The 24,336-nt window shown below is 53.1% G+C and carries 25 protein-coding genes; 13 read left to right on the top strand and 12 right to left on the bottom strand.

Translation table 11 applies throughout. The features are described from left to right. Positions 1 to 19 precede the first annotated feature (19 nt). The 8 genes from ACFE8Q_RS14550 to ACFE8Q_RS14515 all read left to right on the top strand — a co-directional run bounded on the left by ACFE8Q_RS14550 (position 20) and on the right by ACFE8Q_RS14515 (position 10,540). Complete coding sequence (locus ACFE8Q_RS14550) at positions 20 to 982, top strand: hypothetical protein (protein ID WP_375446139.1); 963 nt, start codon at positions 20 to 22, stop codon at positions 980 to 982. A 166-nt stretch (positions 983 to 1,148) separates the two neighbouring features. Continuing rightward, positions 1,149 to 1,592 carry a hypothetical protein gene (locus ACFE8Q_RS14545; RefSeq protein ID WP_375446138.1) on the top strand — a complete coding sequence of 148 codons (444 nt, stop codon included), beginning with the start codon at positions 1,149 to 1,151 and terminating at the stop codon, positions 1,590 to 1,592. Between the two features lie 2 nt (positions 1,593 to 1,594). Then, positions 1,595 to 2,083: a CsgE family curli-type amyloid fiber assembly protein gene (locus ACFE8Q_RS14540; RefSeq protein ID WP_375446137.1), complete on the top strand. Its 489-nt coding sequence runs from the start codon at positions 1,595 to 1,597 to the stop codon at positions 2,081 to 2,083. Positions 2,084 to 2,293: 210 nt separating this feature from the next. Continuing rightward, the gene (locus tag ACFE8Q_RS14535) at positions 2,294 to 2,734 is read left to right on the top strand and encodes a curli production assembly/transport component CsgF (protein WP_375446136.1); all 441 of its coding nucleotides are present in this window, start codon (positions 2,294 to 2,296) and stop codon (positions 2,732 to 2,734) included. A gap of 29 nt (positions 2,735 to 2,763) precedes the next feature. Continuing rightward, positions 2,764 to 4,176 (top strand): CsgG/HfaB family protein, encoded by a 1,413-nt coding sequence (locus tag ACFE8Q_RS14530; protein WP_375446135.1) that lies wholly within the window; start codon positions 2,764 to 2,766, stop codon positions 4,174 to 4,176. A 31-nt stretch (positions 4,177 to 4,207) separates the two neighbouring features. Further along, positions 4,208 to 5,725 carry a carboxypeptidase regulatory-like domain-containing protein gene (locus ACFE8Q_RS14525; RefSeq protein WP_375446134.1) on the top strand — a complete coding sequence of 506 codons (1,518 nt, stop codon included), beginning with the start codon at positions 4,208 to 4,210 and terminating at the stop codon, positions 5,723 to 5,725. Positions 5,726 to 6,131: 406 nt separating this feature from the next. After that, a complete protein-coding gene (locus ACFE8Q_RS14520; protein WP_375446133.1) occupies positions 6,132 to 9,221 on the top strand; it encodes an amidohydrolase family protein in 3,090 nt (1,029 codons plus the stop codon). Positions 9,222 to 9,238: 17 nt separating this feature from the next. After that, positions 9,239 to 10,540, top strand: a complete 1,302-nt coding sequence (locus ACFE8Q_RS14515; protein ID WP_375446132.1) for an amidohydrolase family protein — start codon at positions 9,239 to 9,241, stop codon at positions 10,538 to 10,540. An 84-nt stretch (positions 10,541 to 10,624) separates the two neighbouring features. Here ACFE8Q_RS14515 and ispF read toward each other — a convergent pair whose 3' ends face one another. The 4 genes from ispF to ACFE8Q_RS14495 all read right to left on the bottom strand — a co-directional run bounded on the left by ispF (position 10,625) and on the right by ACFE8Q_RS14495 (position 13,130). Then, entirely contained in the window at positions 10,625 to 11,104 is a 480-nt protein-coding gene (gene ispF / locus ACFE8Q_RS14510; protein ID WP_375446131.1) for a 2-C-methyl-D-erythritol 2,4-cyclodiphosphate synthase, read from the bottom strand. A gap of 17 nt (positions 11,105 to 11,121) precedes the next feature. Then, entirely contained in the window at positions 11,122 to 11,520 is a 399-nt protein-coding gene (locus ACFE8Q_RS14505; RefSeq protein WP_375446130.1) for a HEPN domain-containing protein, read from the bottom strand. Beyond that, positions 11,517 to 11,702: a hypothetical protein gene (locus tag ACFE8Q_RS14500; protein WP_375446129.1), complete on the bottom strand. Its 186-nt coding sequence runs from the start codon at positions 11,700 to 11,702 to the stop codon at positions 11,517 to 11,519. Before ACFE8Q_RS14500 ends, ACFE8Q_RS14505 begins: the two co-directional genes overlap by 4 nt. Positions 11,703 to 11,885: 183 nt before the next feature. Further along, the gene (locus ACFE8Q_RS14495) at positions 11,886 to 13,130 is read right to left on the bottom strand and encodes a M16 family metallopeptidase (protein WP_375446128.1); all 1,245 of its coding nucleotides are present in this window, start codon (positions 13,128 to 13,130) and stop codon (positions 11,886 to 11,888) included. 117 nt (positions 13,131 to 13,247) lie between these two features. On the opposite strand from ACFE8Q_RS14495, the gene ACFE8Q_RS14490 reads away from it, so the two are divergent. Both ACFE8Q_RS14490 and ACFE8Q_RS14485 read left to right on the top strand, forming a co-directional pair. Beyond that, on the top strand, positions 13,248 to 14,354 hold the full coding sequence (locus ACFE8Q_RS14490; RefSeq protein WP_375446127.1) for a tetratricopeptide repeat protein: 1,107 nt from the start codon (positions 13,248 to 13,250) through the stop codon (positions 14,352 to 14,354). Between the two features lie 104 nt (positions 14,355 to 14,458). Further along, complete coding sequence (locus ACFE8Q_RS14485; RefSeq protein ID WP_375446126.1) at positions 14,459 to 15,862, top strand: Gfo/Idh/MocA family protein; 1,404 nt, start codon at positions 14,459 to 14,461, stop codon at positions 15,860 to 15,862. A gap of 79 nt (positions 15,863 to 15,941) precedes the next feature. Here the strand turns inward: ACFE8Q_RS14485 and ACFE8Q_RS14480 are convergent, their stop codons facing one another. From ACFE8Q_RS14480 to ACFE8Q_RS14445, 8 genes are all read right to left on the bottom strand, one after another. Further along, a complete protein-coding gene (locus tag ACFE8Q_RS14480) occupies positions 15,942 to 16,535 on the bottom strand; it encodes a bifunctional nuclease domain-containing protein (protein WP_375446125.1) in 594 nt (197 codons plus the stop codon). Positions 16,536 to 16,680: 145 nt separating this feature from the next. After that, positions 16,681 to 17,889: a DUF3570 domain-containing protein gene (locus tag ACFE8Q_RS14475; RefSeq protein ID WP_375446124.1), complete on the bottom strand. Its 1,209-nt coding sequence runs from the start codon at positions 17,887 to 17,889 to the stop codon at positions 16,681 to 16,683. A 31-nt stretch (positions 17,890 to 17,920) separates the two neighbouring features. After that, a complete protein-coding gene (locus ACFE8Q_RS14470) occupies positions 17,921 to 18,157 on the bottom strand; it encodes a DUF4266 domain-containing protein (protein WP_375446123.1) in 237 nt (78 codons plus the stop codon). 140 nt (positions 18,158 to 18,297) lie between these two features. Next, positions 18,298 to 19,254: an FAD:protein FMN transferase gene (locus ACFE8Q_RS14465; protein ID WP_375446591.1), complete on the bottom strand. Its 957-nt coding sequence runs from the start codon at positions 19,252 to 19,254 to the stop codon at positions 18,298 to 18,300. Next, the gene (locus ACFE8Q_RS14460; RefSeq protein WP_375446122.1) at positions 19,229 to 19,672 is read right to left on the bottom strand and encodes a thioredoxin family protein; all 444 of its coding nucleotides are present in this window, start codon (positions 19,670 to 19,672) and stop codon (positions 19,229 to 19,231) included. Before ACFE8Q_RS14460 ends, ACFE8Q_RS14465 begins: the two co-directional genes overlap by 26 nt. Before the next feature lie 6 nt (positions 19,673 to 19,678). Next, complete coding sequence (locus tag ACFE8Q_RS14455) at positions 19,679 to 20,206, bottom strand: Rieske 2Fe-2S domain-containing protein (protein WP_375446121.1); 528 nt, start codon at positions 20,204 to 20,206, stop codon at positions 19,679 to 19,681. Between the two features lie 166 nt (positions 20,207 to 20,372). After that, positions 20,373 to 21,338 carry an electron transfer flavoprotein subunit alpha/FixB family protein gene (locus tag ACFE8Q_RS14450; RefSeq protein ID WP_375446120.1) on the bottom strand — a complete coding sequence of 322 codons (966 nt, stop codon included), beginning with the start codon at positions 21,336 to 21,338 and terminating at the stop codon, positions 20,373 to 20,375. 93 nt (positions 21,339 to 21,431) lie between these two features. Then, positions 21,432 to 22,169: an electron transfer flavoprotein subunit beta/FixA family protein gene (locus ACFE8Q_RS14445; protein WP_375446119.1), complete on the bottom strand. Its 738-nt coding sequence runs from the start codon at positions 22,167 to 22,169 to the stop codon at positions 21,432 to 21,434. 188 nt (positions 22,170 to 22,357) lie between these two features. On the opposite strand from ACFE8Q_RS14445, the gene ACFE8Q_RS14440 reads away from it, so the two are divergent. The 3 genes from ACFE8Q_RS14440 (at position 22,358) to ACFE8Q_RS14430 (ending at position 24,310) form a co-directional block, all read left to right on the top strand. After that, on the top strand, positions 22,358 to 22,687 hold the full coding sequence (locus ACFE8Q_RS14440; protein WP_375446118.1) for a tetratricopeptide repeat protein: 330 nt from the start codon (positions 22,358 to 22,360) through the stop codon (positions 22,685 to 22,687). Positions 22,688 to 23,018: 331 nt separating this feature from the next. Beyond that, the gene (locus ACFE8Q_RS14435) at positions 23,019 to 23,147 is read left to right on the top strand and encodes a type II toxin-antitoxin system RelE/ParE family toxin (protein ID WP_375446117.1); all 129 of its coding nucleotides are present in this window, start codon (positions 23,019 to 23,021) and stop codon (positions 23,145 to 23,147) included. A 62-nt stretch (positions 23,148 to 23,209) separates the two neighbouring features. After that, positions 23,210 to 24,310: a mandelate racemase/muconate lactonizing enzyme family protein gene (locus ACFE8Q_RS14430; protein WP_375446116.1), complete on the top strand. Its 1,101-nt coding sequence runs from the start codon at positions 23,210 to 23,212 to the stop codon at positions 24,308 to 24,310. Positions 24,311 to 24,336 lie beyond the last annotated feature (26 nt).

The following is a 24,336-nucleotide window of genomic DNA, read 5'->3' as shown; positions in this document are numbered from 1 at the left end:
TCCTACTTTTTGGACAATCATGAAAACGGTCATACTAGTTGCCCTGGCGGCAACCACTTTCTCTGCGGCTCAGGCCCAGGTCAATACGCTATCTCTGAATCAGACGGGGAATGGCCATCAGGCAGCGGCTACCCAACAGGGGGCTGGTAACATGGGTGCCATCTCGGTGGGGGGCACTGGCAACAGCACAACGTTGGAACAGATAGGAACGAGTCTGCGGGGGTCTATTGTAGTAGCGGGCAACAGAAATACGGCCCTGGTTCAGGCTAACCATTACCTGAACGAAACCACCGTACGGCAAGTCGGTGACGACAACGTGGGCGTAGCTGCGGCTACGTTCCTCAGCGACCATAATCGGGTAGCGCTTCAGCAATACGGAACTGGCAACCACGGTACTGTTTATACGGCAGACCACAGCGACGATAATCAGATTAGTGCCTGGCAACGCGGTAATGGCAATACGGGCGACGCTTATGCGGCCTATCACAGTACCCATAACCGGATTACCCTAAACCAGAGCGGCGACGGGAATACAGCTTCTGCTATTGCCTACGGCAGCGACAGAAACCAGATCGGTCTGACGCAGACGGGCGACGGGAATACGGGCTCTGCCGCTGTCTGGAGCGCCGATAGAAATCAGGTTTCCCTGTATCAGAGTGGGGATGGAAACAGGGGCACTATGTCGGCCAATGACGGAAGAGATAATTACGGCAGCATGGTGCAGGCAGGAAATGGCAACGACGCAACGTTCTCACAGGCAGGCAGTTCCAATACGGCGACGGTGCGGCAAACGGGTGATGGCAACACGCTCACCAATCTGGAGGTAGATCCCAATGGTCGGGTACGTATCCGCTACCTGGGCGCGGTTCAGCAGGGCATCGGCAATACGTTTACACTGACCCAAACGGGCGATAGTAACACGCTACGCTTTGGCCAGAACGGTACTAATAACGTCGCTACGGTAACGCAGGGAGCTTATTAAATGGTCATTTATTGTCATTAGGTGGTCATTAGGCTGCGCTGTCATTAAGTGGTCATTGATGGTCATTTGTCGCAAAACAATAAATGACTATAAATGACTACTCAATGACAGCGCAGCCTAATGACCACTTAATGACAATAAATGACCATCAATGATCAACTTCACCATGAAACTCTTTGCTACTTTCCTCTTGCTCAGTGGATCAATAGCCGCTGTAGCTCAATCGGAAGCCTATTTTCGCGCACCGGTAGCAGACCGGGCGATGGCTGGATTGTCGGCCGGGGAAGCTACCCTTGTGCAGACGGGGCAGCTCAATCAACTGCACTATCAGGCAACCGGCCGCAGTAACATCGTGAACCTCTCGCAACAGGGTACAGCCAATGCGCTGGACCTCACGATTACCGGCACCAACAACCGGTATTCGTTTGCCCAGCAGGGCGATAATAACGTGGCCCGCTGGCAGTCGCGGCAGAGCAATGCCCAACTGGATGTATTGCAGCGAGGCGACAACAACCAGCTCATTCAGACCGGAAACGGCCGGGCAGCGGGTGTGCCGTTGCGTATCGAACAAACGGGTGGGATGCAACTACAGATTCAAACTGGTTTTTAGTCATGAAAACGATACTCGCCCTGCTGCTGTCGCTGCTGTCGGCTCTGGCCATCGCCCAGGACCCTGCTTCGGGCAACGACCTTGACCTGGACGATAAACTAGTCGAATGCCCGGTAGACGATAATGGCGGCAACAGCCTGATTCTGGACAATACCCGCACCAAAGTTGGCAAAGATTTTTACGACCTGTTCTACAAATACTGGACCACCCGAACACCCCCGGCCGACAGTAGCAAGCAATATGCCGATACGCTGATGGCGGTTGATGTGGTGATTGTGGTGGAGGAGATTCCGTCGCCGGGCACGGCCAGCCAGATCATGATCAGCATTGACGATCAGCCCGTCTGGCAACAGTTTGTGCAGGCCCGCTACGAACTGCTCGAAGAAGACGCGCTCTATGCACTGGAGGTGGTGCGGGAATACCTGACCACGTACCTGGAAACGCAGCAGCAACTCGGTAATAAAGACCAGAAAGGCAGCGGGGTGCATTAAGTGGTCATTACGCTACGCTGTCATTAAGTGGTCGTTTATTGTCATTAAGTAGTCATTACGCTGCGCTGTCATTTGAGGTCATTAAGTGGTCATTTGTCGCAAAACAATAAATGACCACTTAATGACAGCGCAGCGTAATGACTATTTTTTTGTTAACCTTCCTGACTTCCTGCGATATACAGACAGAACAACTTTCTAAGCTGCCTGTCTATGAAAACGCTAGTCATCACTGCCTCCCTGCTGTTGCTATCTGCCGGTCTGCATCAGCTTCACGCACAGGGCCTTGTGTACCGCCCCAACAACCCGGCTTTTGGCGGAAACACCTTCAATTACCAGTGGCTGCTCAGTTCGGCCCAGGCCCAGGATACCCACAAAGACCCGGCGGCAAAAAACACCGCATCGGCCAGTAGCCTCAATGGGCTTGCCGGCAGCTCATCGCTTCAGAGCTTTACCGACAACCTGCAACGGCAATTGCTCAGCCGACTGTCACAGAATATTCTCAGCAAGCAGTTTGGCGAAGACGGCCTGAAAGAAGGCACATTCACTTTTGGCGATATGCAGGTTGTGATCAGCAACGCGGCCGAGGGAGTCATCATCCGTATCAACGACGGCAAAGGGGGCGAAAGCGCCATCACGGTCCCTTACCTCTGAATCGACTCACGCCAAACCTCCTTTTCGCCATGAACACGTCCTATACAAACAGCACCGGCACGCTGCTGATCTTCACCTGCCTTGCCTGGCTGCTGACTGGCTGCAACGCCTATTTTTACCAGCCCACACGTACCCAGTCGGCCCGGCTGGGTGAAGAGACCGCCGCAACGGCTCAACTGCATAAGCTACCAGCCCCACAAGAGAAACTGGTGGCGGCAGTGTACAAGTTTCGGGATCAGACCGGCCAGTACAAACAGAGCGAAACAGGGTCGGGTTTCTCAACGGCGGTGTCGCAGGGAACCACCAATATCCTGCTGAAAGCGCTGGAAGAAAGCGGCTGGTTTGTGCCTATCGAGCGCGAAAATGTAGGTAACCTGCTCAACGAACGCAAGATTATCCGGTCGAGCCTGGCGCAATACAAAGAGAACGATAACCTGCCTCCCCTGATGTTTGCGGGTATTATTCTCGAAGGCGGCATCGTTTCCTACGACGCCAACACCATCACCGGCGGGGCCGGGTTACGCTTCTTCGGCACGGGTGGCTCCAGCCAGTACCGGCAGGATCGGGTAACGGTGTACCTCCGCGCTATAGCCACCAAATCGGGTAAGATTCTCAAGACAGTTTATACCTCGAAAACCATTCTCTCGCAGGCTATCGACGCAGGTACGTTCAGGTACGTTAGTTTCAAACGCCTGCTTGAAGTAGAGACGGGCTTTGCTACCAACGAACCGGCTCAGATGGCCGTGACCGAAGCCATTGAAAAAGCCGTGCAGGCGTTGGTGCTGGAGGGCATCCGCGACAACCTGTGGTCGGTTGAGGCTAAAGCCGCCGACCAGGCAAAGACCATGCTGCTGGCCTACGATCAGGAAAAACTGGCGATGAGCCAGACCGATGTGTACGGAGCGCGTAACACCGTTGACCCCTCGCGGCTGACGATTCAACCCTACGCCTCGGTGTGGCGGTATAGCGGTGACTATGTTACGTCGGGTATGCGAACGGGCTACGGGGTATCGGCCGATGTATATCTGTCGCACTCGTTTGGGGTTCAGCTCAATATAGGCGTTGGCACCCTGGCCAGCGACCAGCGGTTCAGTTGTCCGGTCAGTACGCTACAGGGCAACTTCATCTACCGCTCGTTACCATTTCGCAAGATCACGCCGCTGATTTATGCGGGCGTCGGAATGATTTCGTGCCGTGCCGGGAGTTCGCCGGTGGATATACGTGGGAAGCAATATATGTTGCTTAACGGTGGTATCGGTACCGAATACACCATCAACCGGCTGGTTGGTCTGCGGACCACGCTGGAGTATCAGCAGCCCATGACCGACGCTCTGGACGGCGTACAGGCGGGTAGCCACAACGACTATTATCTGCGCGGCTCCGTTGGCCTGTCGTTCTATCTCGGCCGCTCAACCCGGCAAACTGCCCCGGCTCATCGTTGATACGACTCACCACCTTATTTCGCCAAAAGTCATGAAAAATTTACCTGTATTCAGCTTGCTTATCGCCCTCCTGCTCACGGTTTGGGGGTGTACGGAAGAACTATCAGTAGAACCCCTGCAATATGGCTCGGTTACCGGGCAGGTACTGAGCAAAAAGGATGGAAAACCAGTTAGTAAAGCGGCTGTCCGGCTTAATCCGTCCGGCCGAACTATCCAGTCGGATACGCTGGGCCGGTTCCGGTTCGATACCATTCTGGCTGGTAAATACACGTTGCAAGCCTCTAAAGAAGCTTTTCGCGATGAGCTGATGAGCGTTGAGGTGTCGGGCAACTACGGTACGGCCACAGTACTCTACCTGGTCAGCGAAAATCCGTTGCCAACCGAACCGGTGCTGCTATCACCCGCCGCCAGCGTGAGTACTGTTGCCACGACCGCCACGCTGAAATGGAAAGCGACCGACCCGAATAAAGACCCGCTTACCTACGAGGTGGTGGTTCTTCGGGAGGGAAACACGGTGCCGATGCAGACAGTGACAAGCCTGGTCGCCGATTCGCTGGTGTTGAAGAATCTGGCCTACGGCACCACGTATTACTGGCAGGTGACGGTCTCGGATGGGGTCAATTCAGTGACCGGGAAGATGTGGAGTTTCCGCACCGCGCCGTTTCCCGATGCACCCTACACGTTTGCCCGGCGGGTGGGTGGCCTCTACCAGATTTTTGTCTCTACAGACGGGGTCAATGCCATTCAACTTACGCAGTCGGGCAACAACTGGCGACCCGTTGCCAGCCCAAATTCCAGCCTCAATAAGAAGCAAATCGCGTTTATCTCCAACGTAGACACCGATCTCCATCTCTTCGTGATGAACGCCGACGGCAGCAATCTACACCGCGTAACCAACGTACCTGTAGCGGGACTGCTGCCCACGGACCTCGCCTTCTGCTGGTCGCCCGATGGGACGCAACTGCTCTATCCGGGCAACAATAAACTGTATGTGGTAAACGCCGATGGGTCGGGAAATGGGTCGCGGGTGGTGGCCCAGGCGCCCGTTGGCCGCACCTTTGCAGGCTGCGACTGGACCCCGCAGGGCGACCGGATCGTGGCACGTACCTACGGCACTACGATCTACGACACCCGCTTTGTTACGCTCTCGCCGCAGGGGCAGGGCAAGGACACACTGACGATCTACACCCGAGTGGGCGGCCGGGTGGGCAACCCCGTCTTCTCGATTACCGGACAGGAGGTGCTGTTTTCGTATGACCGAATTGCCTACCAGAACGAGCAGGGTCGCCAACTCAACGCGCAGCTTGCCTTGCTGGCGGTTGCCGCCAGGTCGATACCCCGCGATTTTATGGCCGACGGAACCGCCAAACCGGCAGGAACCAATGACCTTGAACCCCGTTTCTCCCCAAATGGCTCGAAAATTATCTTCACGAACATAAGCAACACCGGAACGGGTGAAGCAACGGTCATGACCATCGATTTCGATGGAAAAACAGCCCAAGCCCGCACCGCACTCATCAAAAGCGCCGAAATGGCCTACTGGCGGTAGGATTGTAATGGTCATTAAGTGGTCATTAAGTGGTCATTAAGTAGTCATTACGCTGCGCTGTCATTAGGTGGTCATTACGCTGCGCTGTCATTTATTGTTTTGCGACAAATGACAATAAATGACCTCAAATGACAGCGCAGCGTAATGACTACTTAATGACAACAAATGACCACTTAATGACAGCGTAGGTAATGACCACTTAATGACCTCACAATTAATACAGGCGAAAATCGGTAGTGTGGAAAAGCGCGATCAAGTTGATTGCGCTTTTTTTGATGTAAAACGGATTTTATTTGGCTTTTTGCCTGAAATCGTTCCTTTTATAAGGTGTCGGACTGAAAAGCAGGTTGTTCTTTCGCCGGTAGAGCTATTTTTGATTTTTAAACCAAACACAACACTCATCTACATGCGTAAACATCTCCTGTTGCTGTTGGCAGCAGTCGGGTTGACCCAATTGGGAATGGCACAGCAAGGGCTGGCACAAACCATAATTCCCCAAAATGGCGTCCACGACGAACGGCCCAACCTCTATGCCTTTACCAATGCCACCATTGTGGTGGACCCCCAAACTACCCTGCAAAATGCTACGCTCGTTGTTCGTAATGGACGAATTGAAGCCGTAGGTACGTCCGTAACTGTACCGGCTGGAGCCGTTGTTGCCAACCTGGCGGGGCGGCGAATTTACCCCAGCCTGATCGATCTTGACTCTGACTATGGCATGCCTGAAATTGTTCGGGCGGCACCGGGGCAGGGGCGTGGCTTTGGCGGTGCTCCCCAGCTTGAGTCGAACAAAAAAGGAGCGTACTACTGGAACCAGGCCATTCAGCCCGAGAATGATGCCAGTCTACTTTTCAAAGTAACAGGACCTAAAGCCGATGAACTGCGCAAACTGGGTTTCGGGGCCGTATTGACCCACAACCACGACGGCATTGCCCGTGGTGCCGGTGCACTGGTTACGGTGGCCGATGACCGGGAGAACATGGTGCTGCTGCGCAACGGACTTAGCCAGCACTTTTCGTTTAGTAAAGGCACGTCAGGGCAGTCGAATCCGAACTCGATTATGGGAACGGTAGCGCTGATCCGTCAGGCACTGTACGATGCCGACTGGTTCAAACGGTCGAATCAGAAGCCGCAGATGAATCTGTCGCTCGATGCGTTCAACCGGATGACGGGCGTGCCGGCGTTCTTTGAAGTAGGCGATAAGCTGGGTGTGCTTCGGGCCGATAACATTGGCGACGAGTTCAAGATGCAGTTCATCATTCGGAGCGGAGGTGATGAATACCAGCGCATCGACGAGATCAAAGCAACTGGCGCTACCCTGATTGTGCCCGTGACTTTCCCTCAAGCCTACGACGTTGAAGACGCCTGGGATGCTGATAACGTATCACTGGCCGAAATGAAACACTGGGAAATGGCCCCCGCCAACGCCGCGATGCTGGCCGCCGCGAATATTCCCTTTGTGCTGACCAGTTCAGGTCTGCGTAACCGGACGGAGTTTATGGCCAACGTGCGGAAAGCCATCGAATATGGCCTCACCGAACAGCAGGCGCTGGAAGCTTTAACGGTTCGGCCGGCCAAACTAATCAAGGCCGACGACCTGCTGGGTACGATGGCAGTGGGCAAAGTAGCCAACTTTATCATCACATCGGGCAATCTGTTTTCGCCCAGCAACATCATCTACGAAAACTGGATTCAGGGCAAACAATACGTAGTGACCAATCCCAACATAGCCGATGTTCGGGGTACGTATGACCTGAAAGTGGGTACGATCCCCAATTTGAAACTTCTGGTCACGGGCGATAACCCGGAGAAACCAGCGTATCAGGTAACGAGTGGCGATACCACGAAACTAACGCCGATTGTAACGCTCGACAACAACCTGATTTCGATGCGGGTAGCGCTGAACAGGCGGCAGCCGGCGGCGTTGACACGCTTGACCGGCTACCGCGATGGAACTGGTTTTAAAGGGGATGGCGAACAACCAAACGGACAAAGCGTAAACTGGTCGGCTACGCTCAGCAAACCGTTCAGCGCGTCGATTGCAAAAGCCGATACGGCCAGGAAGCCTCAACTTGGCGGCATGTTGTATCCGTTTGTGGGCATGGGCAACGCCAAAAAGCCGCAGGCGCAAACGATGCTCATTCGCAACGCTACCGTTTGGACAAACGAAGCGGCTGGTGTTCAGGCTAATATGGACGTGCTGGTGACAGACGGAAAGATTGCTCAGATTGGTAAAAACCTGCCAGCGCCTGCCAGCGGAAGCGTCGTTGACGGAACGGGCAAGCACTTGACCAACGGCATCATCGACGAACACTCACATATTGCGCTGGTGTCTATCAACGAAGGGTCGCAGTCGAGCACGGCTGAGGTACGCATGGCCGACGCCATTAATCCCGACGATGTCAATATCTACCGGCAACTGGCGGGTGGTGTTACGTCATCGCAGTTACTTCACGGATCGGCCAACGCCATTGGCGGTCAGTCGGCCATTGTGAAGCTGAAGTGGGGTGAACCCGGCTCGAATATGCTCATCAAAGGAGCCGACGGCTTCATCAAGTTTGCGCTGGGCGAAAACGTAAAGCAGTCGAGCGCACCGGCCGCCGCTCAGGTACGTTTCCCACAAACGCGGATGGGCGTTGAGCAGGTATACATGGACCATTTCATGCGGGCCAAAGAATACGCCAAAGCCTGGGCTGATTACAACGCGCAGACGAACGTATCAGCAAAAGGAAAGAAAGGAGTAGCTGCTACCACGCTCGAAATGCCCCGTCGCGACATTGAACTCGACGCCTTGTCGGAGATTCTGGCGAAGAAACGGTTCATTACCTGCCACTCGTATGTACAGTCGGAAATCAACATGCTGATGCACGTGGCCGATTCGCTGGGTTTCAAAGTCAATACATTTACGCACATCCTGGAAGGCTATAAAGTGGCCGATAAAATGGCGAAACACGGCGTTGGCGGCTCGTCGTTTTCTGACTGGTGGGCGTATAAAATGGAGGTAAAAGATGCCATTCCGTATAATGCCGCCCTGATGAGTCGCGAAGGCGTAACGGTATCGATCAACTCGGATGATGCCGAAATGGCCCGCCGCCTGAACCAGGAAGCCGCCAAAACGGTGCTGTATGGCGGTATGACGGAAGAGGAAGCCTGGAAAATGGTAACCCTGAACCCCGCCAAACTGCTTCACCTCGACAGCCGGATGGGTAGTATAAAGGCTGGTAAAGATGCCGACCTTGTTTTGTGGAACAACAACCCCCTCTCGATCTACGCCCGCCCCGAATTCACGATGATCGAAGGCGCGATCTACTACAGCCGGGAAAGCGACGACAAGAACCGCGAAACGATGGAAGCCGAACGCGCCCGCCTGATTCAGAAGATGCTTCAGGCCAAAACCGGTGGACAAACTACCGTGCGGCCCACCATGCGTCGTCAGCGTATGTGGCATTGCGAAGACGTTGAAGGTGTCTACGCAGAAGGAGAAGAGAAAAACTAGCCACAATTGACGCTATCATGAAACACATTTTTATAACCATACTATCGCTGGCCTCACTTACGAGCTTTGGCCAGAATCCCGCGCCGGGACGTACCCAGGAGCGGCCCATCGCGTTGCTGGGCGCTACGATCCATACGGGCACCGGGCAGGTCATCCAAAATGGCCTAATCACCTTCGATAAGGGAATCATCACCAACGTAGCCGACGCCAGCACGATCCGTCTCAACACCAACGAGATGCAGGTGATCGATGTGACGGGGAAACACATTTATCCGGGCTTGATCTCGCCAGCATCACTGGTGGGTATGCAGGAAATTGAATCGGTACGTGCTACTGTCGACTCGCGCGAAATAGGGGTGCTGAATCCGAACATGCGGTCGCTGATTGCCTATGATTCCGATTCGGAGATCATACCAACGATCCGCAACAACGGTATTCTGCTTACACAGGCCATGCCGATGGGCGGCACCGTGTCGGGTTCGTCGTCGATCATGCAAACGGATGGCTGGAACTGGGAAGACGCCGTGCTGCGGAAAGACGATGGCCTCTGGCTGAACTGGCCGGGTTATTACGCCCGCGAGTTTGACTTTGAGACATTTCAGGCCGTAATCAAGAAAAACGAACGGCGCGACGAAGCGCTGCGTGCGTTGCTGGCCACTTTCGCGGAGGCAAAAGGCTATGCCGACGGTGCGAAGCCATCATCGTCGAACCTGCGCTTCGAGTCGATGAAAGGTCTATTTAAAGGAACGCAGAACTTGTATATCCGCGCCGATTATGCCAAAGACATCATTGAAGCGGTGCGTTTTGCCAAAGCGGCGGGTGTGCCCAAAGTGGTGATTGTTGGAGCAGAAGATGCCGATAAGGTGGCTGGTTTTTTGAAAGACAACAACGTACCTGTGATCCTGAGCGCGTTGCACCGCCTGCCTAACCGGCAGGACGAAGCCACGGATATGCCATATCGCCTGCCGGGTATTCTGCACAAAGCGGGCGTAGTGGTGAGCTTGAGCTACGCCGAGGAATGGTGGCGTACCCGTAACCTGCCTTTCCTGGCGGGTACGGCCGTTGGATTCGGTGTTACTGATCGCGAGGAAGCCCTGAAAATGGTAACCTCAAATACGGCCAAAATCCTGGGTATCGACGGGCAGGTAGGTACGTTGGAGCCGGGTAAACACGCTACGCTGGTGGTCTCGAAAGGAGACCTGCTTGATATGCGGACCAACATGGTCGAGCACGCGTTTATTCAGGGGCGAAAGGTTGATCTGGACGATAAGCACAAACGCCTTTACAACAAGTTCAAAACGAAGTACGGGCAGAAGTAGAGTTGCTCGTTATGCGTGGCGGTCGTTCGTCGTCATTGATGGTTTCTACGACAAATGACAATGAATGACCGCCACGCATAATGACTATTTCTTTTCGATCAATGCCACGCAAAATCCGGCAATTCCTTCCTGACGACCCACAAAACCCATATGTTCGGAGGTGGTGGCTTTGATGGCAATATCGGCCTCAGGTACGTTCATTACGTCCGACAGGCAGGCGACCATCGCCGGAATGTGCAGGTTTAGTTTCGGCTCCTGCAACACCACCGTCACATCGACGTTGCCTACTTCCCAGCCCGCCTCGCGAATCATACGCATGACCTCGGCCAGCAACACCTTGCTGTCGACACCTTTCCAGCGTGGGTCTTTATCCGAAAAATGGTAGCCGATGTTCCGCATGTTGGCTGCACCAAGCAGGGCGTCGCAAATGACGTGGCAGATAATGTCGGCGTCTGAATGCCCGAAGGCCCCGTGTGTGTGCGGAATCTGAATACCACCCAGCCAAAACGGGTGCCCTTCTACGAGTTTATGGACATCGTAGCCCTGTCCAACGCGAATTTTCACTTTATCTGCTCTCTTATTTAATATAATCCCTGTTGCCGTCTGTATACCCGCACCGATTCTAGAAATTGGGTAGCTTGCTCATCGGCATCCTGTACATCGTCTAATGAAATGTCGAAATCAATGTCATAATCACCACCTTGACGAAGATTAAACAAGGCAGTGATGGTATTACTACAGTTTCCGGCAAAAATACCTGAACGAATAAACTGCTTCCGGAACTCGGTATGTGCACCAGTATGTGTTTTTGGAACAGGGCCATCAGTTGTATATAACACAGTCAGAATACCGTCAAACAGGGCGTAATAAGCTCGGTTGCAGGTTCCTGCGATACGTTCTTCCCGCAACAGAATAGTGGCTTCCTCCAGGTCGTTTAGGGCTCTTTGATAATGAGCGGCGGCCCTTGTCAAGTCAATCATAGTTGAATACTCTCCTGTTGCACGGCCTGATAAAGAAGGGTATGTGTTTTCAGGTACGTTTGAAGGGCTACCGGGAATACGGATACTTCGACCACATACTTTAAAGCTAGGGGACCAATGACTTGTGCCATCTGACGCACCTCATACCCCGCCTGCATATTATCATCCCGCAGGATTACCATAAAGTCTACATCTGATTCCCATGAAAGTCTCCTCTTGCATATGAACCATACAGAAGTATTCTGTCAAGCCGACTACCATACAAGTCAGTCAAGGCTTGTTTAAGCGCGGCACATAACTCCTGGAGGCTTGTTGCGGAAAGTGCTTTGGGAGCGTATGCAGTGCTCATAAGTTTTTATCAAAAATTAAGCAGCTTCGGAGCGGCGGTAGTAGAGCGTCGAACTGTTTTCGGGGCGGAGAACCTGACGGGCAGCCGCCTGAATGGCGTCGGGTGTAACGGCCTGAATCTTGTCGGCTTCCTGATTTACCAGTTCGGGATTACCGGCGTTGGCGGCAAAAGCCAGGTTCATGGCCCGGTTCAGTAGTTCCACTTCCGAGAATGCCAGCGTCGATTCTGCCTGGTTTTTCACCTTCGTCAGTTCGTCTGCAGGTACGTAGTTATCGATCACATCCTGCAACACGCCCTGAACGGCGGCATCGGCTTCTTCAAGCGTAACACCTTCGTTGAGCGTTCCCTGCACCAGCAACAGGCCAGGGTCGATTGAGGAGGTAATGTAGGCACCTATGTTGCTGAATAAAGACTGCTCTTTCAGCAATTTCTGATACAGGCGCGACGATTTGCTGCGCCCCAGCAGGTCGCTGAGCAAGTCGGCTTCGGCAAAGCCCGCATCGAACCGACCCGGCATATGATAGGCTTTGTACAGGGCGTTCAGGGGTACGTCGGCTGTTGTTTCGGCAAAGCGGGCCTGCGTCTGGTGCGCTTCCACAGGCAGGTTACGAACGTAGTCTTTCCCGGCTGGAATTGGCTCGAACCACTTGCGGCACAACTGCTTCACCTGCTCGGTGGTGACGTTGCCCGCTACCACCAGAATGGCGTTGTTGGGTAGGTAATATTTATAAAAAAAGGCTTTCACATCGTCGAGCATCGCATTTTCTATATGGCTGATGTCTTTGCCAATGGTAGCCCACCGGTATGGATGTTGCTGATACGCCAGCGGCCGGAGTTTCAACCATACGTCGCCGTAGGGCTGATTCAGGTATCGCTGATTGAATTCTTCGATCACTACCTTTTGCTGCACATCGAGTACCTGCTGATCGAACGACAGGCTGAGCATCCGGTCTGATTCAAGCCAGAAAGCCGTTTCGAGATTGGCCGACGGCAGGGTGATGTAGTAGTTTGTGATGTCGGGGCTGGTGAAGGCGTTGTTCTCGCCACCCACGCGCTGAAGGGGTTCGTCATAACTCGGAATGTGTTTTGAACCGCCAAACATCAGGTGCTCGAACAAGTGAGCGAAACCCGTCTGGTTGGGATTTTCATCGCGTGAGCCAACGTTATACAGGATATTGACGGCGGCCATTGGCGTGCTGGCATCCTCATGGACAAACACCTTGAGGCCGTTATCCAGAATAAATTTAGTGTATTGAATCATCGAAAATGGTTCGCAGAAACCCTTTTGAGGGCCATAAACAAAAGTACATCCACAATCGCAGACGGGCAATAAACCATTACCAGTGAAAATCCGTCATATCAGGGATACTGCCTACCTATGAAACGCATCCGGTTACTACTTCTGTTCGTACTTGTTCCTTTTCTTGCTCCCGCACAAATCCTGACCGATCCTGCTGCGCAACAAACGGTGGCGAAAGCACTCGATCATATCTATAATTATGAGTTTGCGGAAGCAACTCCTTACATCCGACAAATTCAGGTCAAGTACCCGCAAAGTCCGATTGTGCCCGTGCTGCGCGCCCTGACGTTGCAGTGGCAATACCTGCCCATCAGCGACAGCCGCACGGTGACCAACCAGTATGTTCAACAAGTTGAACTGGCCATTCAGGGTGTCGAAAAAATGATTGACAAGAACGACGACGACCCGGAAGCTATTTTCCTGGGCTTGACAGCGCACGGCTACATGTCGATGAAGCACAACTTCGATAACGAGACGATGAAGGCCGTTAGCGAATCGCGGAAAGCGTATGTCTACATGAAAGATGGCTTCAACCTGCTTGATAAAAACGTGGAGTTCTATTTCTCGACCGGCCTGTATAACTACTACGTTGAGCGCTACCCGATCGATCACCCGGCGGTGAAACCGTTCATGTTTTTCTTTAAAAATGGTAATATTCCGCTGGGCCTGAAGCAGATGGAGGTCTCGGCAACGCGGGCGCTGTTCACCCGACCGGAGGCTAATCTTTATCTGGCGCATATTTACGTGAAGCATGAAACCAACTTCCCAAAGGCGGTCGAGCATCTGGATTTTCTGGTGGATCACTACCCTAAAAACCCAATTTTCATGCTCAGGTACGTTGAGGCACTGTTGCTGGCCGGGCGTTATGAGGCCGGGCAGGCGGCGCTGCAAAAGCTGAAAAAAATGCAGCATAAACTGCTTCCCGCGGCCATTTATACCTTCGATGGCATACTGGCCGAACGGATGGCTAAAAATGATTCGGCGGCGGCGGTGGCCTATAAAGCTGCGCTGAAACAACCGGTTGATATTGCCTATACAACCGAAGAACACGGTATGTCCTACGCTGGCCTGGCCAGAATTGCCGCCCGGGCCAATAACCGTGCCCAGGCTAAAGAATACTACAAAAAAGCACTCGATATTGCTGAGTACAAGTTTGTTATCCGCGAGGCAAAAGCGTATAAGTAGGTTGGTTAGGGTTTGTGGTTTGGAGTTCGTAGTTGTCCTGTGCGTTGATAGTATACTCGTGCAAATCAACCATTAACTCCAAACCACAAACCGCAAACTCGTTTATGGCTTCCCGCCGTTCTTTTCTCCATCAACTTGCAGGTACGTCTGCCTTACTGACGGCGGCTCCCTCGGCCATAGCCGGGCTGTATTCGGGCGATACGTACCTGATTGATCCCATTCGGCCTCGTTCGGCCAACGATTCCATCAACATTGCCCTTATTGGAGCGGGTATCATTGGGCATTATGATCTGAATGCAGCGTTGAAAGTACCTGGCACTAAAATCGTGGCCGTAGCTGATTTATACGACCAGCGGCTCATTCGGGCCAAAGAGGTGTGGGGCAACGAGATTCAGACTACCCGCGATTACCGTGAACTGTTGAAACGCCCGGATGTAGATGCTGTGCTGATCTGCGTGCCCGATTTCTGGCATGACCGTATTGCCATCGATGCCTTGCAGGCGGGCAAGCACGTGTATTGCGAGAAGCCGATGGTGCATCATATCGAAGAAGGCGCGGCGGTAATTGCGGCGCAGAAGAAATCGGGGAAAGTGTTTCAGGTGGGTAGCCAGCGGGCCAGTGCATCAGCCATTCTGGAAGCCAAAAAATACTATGAGCAGGGAGCCATTGGCGAACTGACCTACGTGGAGGCCTGCGTTGACCGGGCCGATGCGCTGGGAGCCTGGCAATATACGTTGCCACCGTCGATAGACCCAAAAGAGATCGACTGGGCGCGCTATATTACCATGGCCGATACCAAGAAGCCGTATAGTGCCGAGCAATTCTTCCGGTGGCGGAATTACAAAAATTATGGCACCGGCGTAGCGGGTGATCTATTCGTTCACCTCATCACGGGCCTGCACACGATTACCGGTGCCATCGGGCCAACGCGCATTTTTTCGCTGGGTGACCTGAACTACTGGAAAGATGGCCGTGATGCCTACGACCTGGTAACGGGCCTAATGGATTACCCAAAAACGGCCAACAATCCGTCGTTCCAGTTCATGACGCGCGTGAACCTGGCTGATGGACGGGGTGGCCTGAACCAGACGCGCCTGGTAGGAACCGATGGCGTGATTGAGATTGGTTGGAATGACTTTGTGCTAAAACGGCTGAAACGGCCAAATGCACCTATGTACAGCACCGGCTATGATGCGCTTTTCACGTACCCGAAAGCCATGCAGGACCAGTTTGTGCAGCAGTATGATCAGAAATACCCCGCCGATCAGTTTAGCCGTCAGGTAAAGCAGGAGCCGGAAGTGACTTACAAAGCGCCCGCCGGTTACGACGATCGCCTCGATCACATGATCATGTTTTTCAACGCCGTTCGGGAAAATAAACCGTCGATGGTCCGCGAAGACGCTGTTTTCGGGCTTCGCGCGGCGGCCCCGTCGCTAGCCGCCAACCTGTCGGCCCAGCTACGCAAGCCCATTCAGTGGGACCCGGTGACGATGAAGGTGGGGCCGTAATGAACCTGATGTAGAATGAGCAATGGCTCTGCTACAGCACGTTACGCTGACTAGCAGAGCCATTGATCATTCTACATTATTAGTTTCTCTTCGAAATCTCGTCGCGGATCTTGGCGGCGCGTTCGTATTCTTCGTTGCCCAGGGCTTCGTCGAGCATTTTTTGCAGTTCGTCGACGGTCATGTCTTTCAACTGTTCGCTGAAAGCGCGGGGCGACTTGTTAGACGTGCGAACCAGCTCTTCCTGCTCTTCATCTTCTTCATCGGCCGATGCAGTAATGCCCGCTTCCGACAGAATAGTTTCGTAGGTGAAGATCGAGACGCCAAAGCGAATACCGATAGCAATGGCATCGGAAGGGCGGGCATCGACTACGGTTTCCTGCACGCCATCGGAACAGACGATGCGGGCGAAGAAAATGCCTTCGCGCAGATCCGAAATCACAATTTCGCGAACCGTGAAACCGAAATTCTTGGCAAACTGCTTAAACAAGTCGTGCGTCATGGGCCGGTTGGGCACAATCTTCTCGATCTCAATGGCAATGGCCTGCGCTTCAAACATACCGATAATGATCGGTAAACGACGATTACCGTATTCTTCGCCAAGCACCAGCGCAAACGAACCCGACTGCGACTGACTCGGCGATAAGCCTAATATCTCTAACTTAATTTTTTCCACGACGCAAAATTAACTGATAGCAGGCTTGTTTGTTCCGTCAATTGTTGGAATGTCGGACCGTTTGTTAGACAAATCCGTTTCAAAAGCTCTGGCAACGTACCTGAGCTGACACCAAAACAACCAAAAAAGCACCTAAATCAGTTGCCTACTTTACTTTCACCATCAGGGTTATGATGTTAGCGGTCATGCCCGTGCTCCGCAGATAATGGCCGTAGCGTAGTTCAAGCGCGTTCCATCCGCGAATACCCATGATGCCACCCGGGGGCGCGTACCGGATGCCCGATCCAACAAAGTGGGTGCTCATGTTGCCTATATCATAATCGCTGGTGTAGTAGGTTTGCGTTGGGCTATGCTGACCGTACGGACGAAAATAATCGACTGCTGTCTGGGTATGAAACCGATAAAACGGGCTAATCGACAGGAAGGGCGTTAGTTTTACCGGTAACTCGACACTCGCCGTATGCGCAACCATGCCCCAGTCATCCACGTAGAACCGATAAAAGGAACGCAGAATCGCCCGGTCGCCCTGGAAATAATTCGCCCGCAGGCTGACCGGAAATTTCAGGCGGGTTCCCGGAAGTTTTTCCGTTGTTTCGGCCCCATTGGTGAAATACACGCGGTGGAAAGGCGTGCTGAGCAACCCATCCTGATACGACGGTTCAACGGTAGCCAGCATCTGTAGCCGCTTATTGATCACCTGCGACACGGATAGGGCCAGATTGAACGAATTTCGGGGCTTACTATCCACTTTGACCCGGTCGTTTTGCGAGCCTGAGCCGTAATAGGCCGGGCGAAGTTCAGACGGCAGAATGGCGTCGTACGTATCCAGAAAGGCACTGGCGCGCAGGCTCACTTCCCGGTTCCGGTCGGCCGATAGCTTAGCGAACTGAGCCGTAAAGCCATGCGAACGGTAATCGTATTCCGTAGAGTATGAATAACCAAATCCTTTGGTTATCCGGCTTTTAGGGTCAAACACCCGCCACGAAACAGACGGGTAAATATGAACATCACTTTTCGAGGCCGACGAGATAGTCAGCGGATCAATATTATCAGACGAAGCGGAGGTATAGTAATCAATATTAGCGTCGATATTGATCGTATGCAGGCGGCCATAGCGATCCGTTTTAGATAGTGTCAGGTCGAAAGAATTAGCGAAATCGGTTAGTTTCTCCGTGCCAATACCACCCGTAATGGCCGATTTGTTGCCATCCTGATTGTAGTAGCTGGACACAAAGTTGATCTCCTCCACTTTTAACGGGCGTGCTTCATACGACGAGGGCGTTTCTGGTTTCGATTGCCCCCAAACAGTAGAAAGGGAGAGTAACATAGCAACGGTGAATACGATTTTTTTCATAAGCTGGCAGCAGCGTAGACAGACAGACGATTTAATTACAGCCACAGCCACCGCTGCTTTTACCGCCACTGGCCCCCGACGGCCCTTCCCGGTAGAGGTAAAAACTACCCTCGAATTTTTCGGATTTGCGGTTGGATAGCTCCATTTCCGAATCGTTGATCCGGTTTTTCTGATATTCTTTCACATTGACACAGGCGCTTCCCGCGAGCGAAAGTACAAGCGCAAGGAAACCAACAAGGAGGTGGTTTTTAAAGCGAGTCGTTTTCATAGTAGGTTACCGTAGGTTTCTGAATAAAAAGGCATTTTTTGTCATCCCGCCGGAAGGAGGGATCGTGGCGTTTCTGTTAGGAAAGACAGATTCTTTCAGTAGAACGCTACGATCCCTCCTTCCGTCGGGATGACAAAAAATCAATGCAAGCGGATATTTTTTGACGTGAACAGCCGGTCGTGGTCGTCGATCAAAATGCAGCCGACGTGTGGTAGCTGATCGATCAGGTGCCGCCCAACAGCCTGGCCCATCACCATGACGGGTGTCGTCAGGGCGTCGGCGAGTTCGGCACTGGGCGCCAGGATCGTCACACTCTTCAATCCGCTGACCGGGTAGCCCGTCCGTGGGTCGATGGTGTGGCTATAGCGTTTGCCGCCAATCAGCACATATTTTTCGTAATCGCCTGACGTGGCCACGGCAAATCCGCTGATCGCCAGTTTAGAAAAAGCCGTTTGGCGCGTATCGGGATCGGCAATGCCGATGGTCCAGGGTTGTCCATTTGGTTGCGTTCCCCAGGCCGTTAGGTCGCCCGCCGCGTTGACAACGCCCGATGTAATGCCCAACCGGGCCATAACGTACCTGGCCCGTTCGGCGGCGTATCCTTTGCCAATACCGCCAAAGCCGATGCGCATGCCTTTTTCCAGAAGAAAGACGCTGCGTTCGGCCTCATTCAGCAGTATATTCCGGTAGTTGATGAGCCGCACCGATTGCCGGGCCGTTTCGCGGTCGGGGAGGGCGGTCATCGTCGTGTCGAAATTCCAGAGCCGCTTGTCGATGGAGCCATACGTGAGATCGAACGCGCCCTGCGTCAGTGCCGATAATGTCAACGCCCGGCCAATCAGCGCAAACACTTCCTGGTCGACTATCACCGGAGCTACTCCCGCCTGTGCGTTGATCTGGTTGGTCTGGCTATCGGGGCTAAACGTCGTTAATAAAGCTTCAATCCGACTAACTTCGGCAATAGCTGCGTCGATGCAAATTTCGGCAAAATCAGCATCGGTGTTTACGGCGCTGATCTCGAAGCGATTACCCATCAATCGCAGCACCTTTTTGTGCAGCAAACCGGCTGGGTCAGTGAGCAGCGACGTGCTGGGCATCGATCTCGTTGACAAGGGTTTGTACGGTAAGCGCGGCCGGATAACCCACCCATTGTTTGAGGGCTTTTCCGTTGGCATCGATCAGCACCGTCAGCGGAAACTGGCCTTCGGGGTTGTAGCGTTCGGCCAGACTTTCGTTATGTGTAGTCTGTTGCGGGCTAAGCTGGTTCTTTTTTGACCGGGGAAAATCGGCGCGCACCAGCACCAGATGCTGGTCGGCATAGGTTGCGAACGCGTCAGATTCAAACACCTCTTTCTTTAATTTGATGCAGGGGCCACACCAGTCAGAGCCTGAAAAATTGAGCAGAATGAGCTTGTTAGACCCCTTTGCCTCCGTTTTAGCCTGTTCAAAATTGAGTTGCCAGGCTGGGGCATTGATCAGGCTCAGCATAAAGAAAAACGCAACTAAAGCTTTCATAAGAATCTAGCTGTAAACGACTAAGGTTACACCGTCGGTGAGCACTTTATATGACTTAATTCCACTGCCCGCGAGGCTGTTTTTGCCTGTTCCGTCGAGGTTGAAACGGGCTCCGTGATCGGTGCAGTAAAACTCTGTACTGTTGAAAATGACCTTTTTCTTCGGCTCATGACTACACGTTTGCGTCACGGCTGCATACGTACCTGCGGTGACGTGAGCTACCACAATGCCGCTCAGGATAACGTACCCACCCACATTTTTCAACCCGGTGGTTGTTGCCAGCGTGATCGTCAGGAGTGGATTTTTTATACCCAATATGTCAGAGGTAGTGGCCGTAGAGCTGGTCGGCGTACTCACTGATGTGGTCGTTGGAGACGTAACTGTTGTGCCATTGGGGCCGGTAATCGTCTGTCCCTGTGCGTTTAGTGTCAAGGCGGGTACGTAGGTATCGTCCTCATGTACACAGGAGGTTAATACAGCCATCAATGCCGCGCCCCTGAAACCAAGGTTCTTTAGAAATGTATAGCGGTTCATTTTAGGGAAAGTTACCGTTTATAGTAGTCAGTACGCACCACTCACCCGGTTCGTTGCTCGATAACGGGTAGAAATAACAACAAAAAAGCGTCTCTTCCGACACAGCGGAAGAGACGCTTCAAACAATATGTTGCTAAGCGGCTAAAAGTAGCCAGGTAATAACACGCTAGTTCAGTGCCTGAACTGCTTTGGTTAGCCTGGGCAGTACGTCAAATACATCGCCGACGATGCCGTAATCGGCCGATTTGAAGAACGGTGCATCCGGATCTTTGTTGATCACTACAATCACTTTTGATGAGTTTACACCCGCCAGGTGCTGAATGGCACCAGAAATTCCCGCCGCGATGTACAGATTTGGACTAACCTTGATGCCGGTCTGGCCAACGTGCTCATGGTGCGGCCGCCAGTCCAGATCCGATACCGGCTTCGAGCAAGCTGTAGCGGCATGAAGTGCTTTCGCCAGATCTTCGACGATGCCCCAGTTTTCCGGGCCTTTCAAGCCACGACCCGCCGACACAACCAGATCTGCTTCAGGGAGTAAAACGTCGCCCGTGGCCTTTTCGGTATTGGTCACTTTCAGTACAAAATCGCTGTCGGCAACAGTTGGCGAGAATGCCTCTACAGTAGCTGAAGCGTCGGTCTCTTCGGGAGTAAGGGTATTTTTCTTGATCGCCAGAATTTTGACATCGGCTTTCAATTCATTGAACGCGAAGGCTTTACCGGTATAGATGCTAGTCTTCACGCGGAAACCACTGCTCAGATCGGGCAGGTCGATTACGTTCGGGGCAAGCCCTGCTTTTAGTTTACCGGCAAGCCGGGCGGCCATTGCATCGCCCAGCGACGACTTTGCCAGCACCACCACGTTTGCACCTTCCTGTTGAGCCGCTGCGGCCACCACCGAAGCGTAGGCCATACCGTTTGGTTCGTTCAGTTTTGCGTCGGCGGCGTGCAATACTTTAGCGGCACCAAAGCGGCCGGCCGTGGCCAACTCGCCCTGATCGGCCGTGCCGATCACCACCGCCGTTGCCGACGTACCCAGCATGCCGGCTACTTTCGAGCCGTAAAATATGGCCTCCTGCGAGGACTTTTTGAGCTTCCCTTCGTCGAGTTCAGCAAAGATTAGGACAGACATAACAATGGACAGTTATCAATTATCAATTATCAATGATCGGTCTCAGCGAACTGAAGCAACATTGTTAATTGATAATTGTACATTGATAATTGATTAGATGACTTTCGCTTCAGTGCGGAGGAGCGTAATGAGCGTTTCGGCTTCGTCGGCGGGGATCATTTTCACGCTACCACGGGGGGCGGGCATTTCGTAGCTGGCCACGGCCGTGAGCGAATCCTGCCCGGCGGGCTGAACAATTTTCAGCGGCTTGGTCCGGGCTGTCATGATACCGCGCATGTTCGGAATTTTCCATTCAGCGATGGGCTCCTGGCAACCCAGTACCAGCGGCAACTGCGCCTCGATATCTTCCTTACCGCCCTCGATTTCGCGGGTCATCTTGGCCGTTGTGCCGTCGATATCCAGTTTCATCACGGGCGAAATCGACGGAATGCCCAGCATCTCGCCTACGATGCCATGCACCTGACCACCATTGTAGTCGATGGATTCGCGGCCCATCAGAATCAGGTCGTAAGGCGTTTCTTTGGCGACGGCGGCAATCTGTTCGGCCACGAAATACGCGTCGATTGGTTCGGCGTTGACCCGGATAGCGTCATCGGCACCAATGGCCAGGCACTTACGGATAACCGGCTCCGCGTCGGCTTCGCCCACGTTAAATACCGTTACCGACGCGCCCAGCTTTTCTTTCAGCTCAACGGCCCGCGCCAGCGCGTAGTCGTCGTAGGGGCCGGTGATAAACTGCACACCCGCTTTGTTGAACTTGGTGTTGTTATCGGTAAACGTAATTTTGGTCGTTGTGTCGGGTACGCTCGTGACACACACTAAGATTTTCATAAAGAGAAAACGATTTAAGGTTTAAGGTCTGGAGCCTAACGTTGATTGATAGCGTGTACCATCCGGAAACGCAACAGTTAGACGTTAAACCCGCAGCGGCGGACCGCTTAAACATTGGACTTTTCATTGCAAAAATACACACGATCTTTTAAAATGGTATGCATGCATACTACTTTTCTTACTAACTCATGAATCAGGAACGAATCCAACAACTCCTTCAGTTTGTCCAGGATGAACCCGGCGAGCCCTTTAATGTTTATGCCCTCGGCATGGAATACCTGTCGGCCAACCCCAGTCAGGCCCAGCATTACTTCGAACGGCTCCTGACCGACCATCCGCAGTATCTGCCTACGTATTACCACGCCGCTCAACTCTACACTGATTTGGGCAACCGTGCCAAAGCCGCCGAACTCTACGATTTCGGCCTGCTACTAGCCAAACAACAAGGCAACGAAAAGACGTTCGATGAGCTAAAACGCGCCTACCGCGCCTTCCAGGATGACGAAGACGATTTGTAGCCTACAACTTCGTATATTTGGTATAACACAGGTCCTATTTCGATGACAAAGCACACACTTACAGAAACGATACCCGATTTGCCGGTGAGTTTTCAATTGATGAATTGATCGAGCGTTTGGTACTAATTGAGAAAATAGAGAAAGGCCGACAACAGTACAGTGAAGGGAAAGTCCTGACTTCTGACGAAGTGAGTAAGCGGATGCAGGAATGGGGCAAGTAAGTTGGACTGAACAGGCTTATCAAGATTTACGTGCGATCTACGATTATGTATCAGAATCATCGAAGTCGTATGCAAAATTGCTAACAGATAGATTGTTTACCTGATCGCAGATGCTTGCTACATTCCCGGAAATGGGTAAGGCTGTGCCGGAGTTTAGGGACAAGCAGGTACGTGAGTTGATTGAGGGTAGCTACAGAATAATTTACGAAATTCTGTCTGAAGATATGGTTTTGGTGTAAACTGTTTAGCATAGTTCAAGGCCGTTACCAGATGGCTTGTAGTTCATGCGTATTTTGCGCCAATGAAGATCACCGGCGTTATTCTCTACCAATACAATATTCCGCTGAAGGCACCCATTGCCATTTCGCTGGGCACAATTGATGCCGCCCGGAACATGCTCGTTTGCATCGAAACCGACGCGAGCTTGACGGGCTGGGGTGAAGGGTCGCCGTTCTGGATGATCGTGGGCGAAACGCAGGCGTCGGGGCTGGCGGCGGCGCAGGACATGGCCCGGCTGTTGATCGGGCGCAATCCGCTCGATATTGAAGGCTGTTTGCAGGCAGTCATTCGCTACCTGCCCGGCCATCCCACCACCCGCTCGGCGTTCGACATGGCCTTGTATGATCTGGCCGCCAAAGCCGCCAACATGCCGCTATACCAGTTTCTGGGCGGAGCAAACCGCACGCTGGTCACCGACGAAACCATCTACATCAACGATCCCGAACGCATGGCCGACGACGCCCGCCGCATTGAAGCGAATGGGGGAGAGGCCATCAAAATAAAGGTCGGCACCACCGCTCAGGCCGACCTCGACCGGCTGGCGATGATCCGGCAGGTGATCCGCTACGAAACGCCCATTCGCCTCGACGCCAATCAGGGGTGGGACGTACCTACCGCCCGGACGGTGCTGAGCAAACTGGGCGACTGGAATGTGGAGTACTGCGAACAACCCATCCTGAAAAGCAACGTACCTGGCCTTCGCCTGTTACGTCAGCAAACCAACGTACCCATCATGGCTGATGAATCGGTGTTCGATGCCGTGGATGCTCTGCGGCTGGTACGCGAAGAAGCCGTTGACTACCTGAACATTAAACTGTCGAAAAGCGGCGGTATTTACGAAGCGCTGAAAATCAACGCTGTAGCCGAAGCCGCCAATATGTCCTGCATGATCGGCTGTATGTCGGAGTCACGGCTGGCACTGACGGCCAACGCCCACTTTGCATCGGCTCGTCAAAATATCCGTTTCTGTGATCTGGATGCCTGTTTCGAGCATGCCGAAGATCCCGTGCTGGGCGGCATCGTTTACGACGGCTACCTGATCACGATTCCCGACGTACCTGGCATCGGCGCCGAAATCGACCCGATTTTTCTGGCGAATTGCGAGTCGGTTCGGGTAGCGTAAGAAGGTAGCGCCGAAGCTCCAGCTTC

The sequence above is a fragment of the uncultured Fibrella sp. genome, assembly GCF_964250085.1.
Lineage (GTDB): Bacteria > Bacteroidota > Bacteroidia > Cytophagales > Spirosomataceae > Fibrella.
The sequence above is the reverse complement of the archived record's forward strand: the minus strand, read 5'-3'. Positions and strand labels throughout refer to the sequence as shown.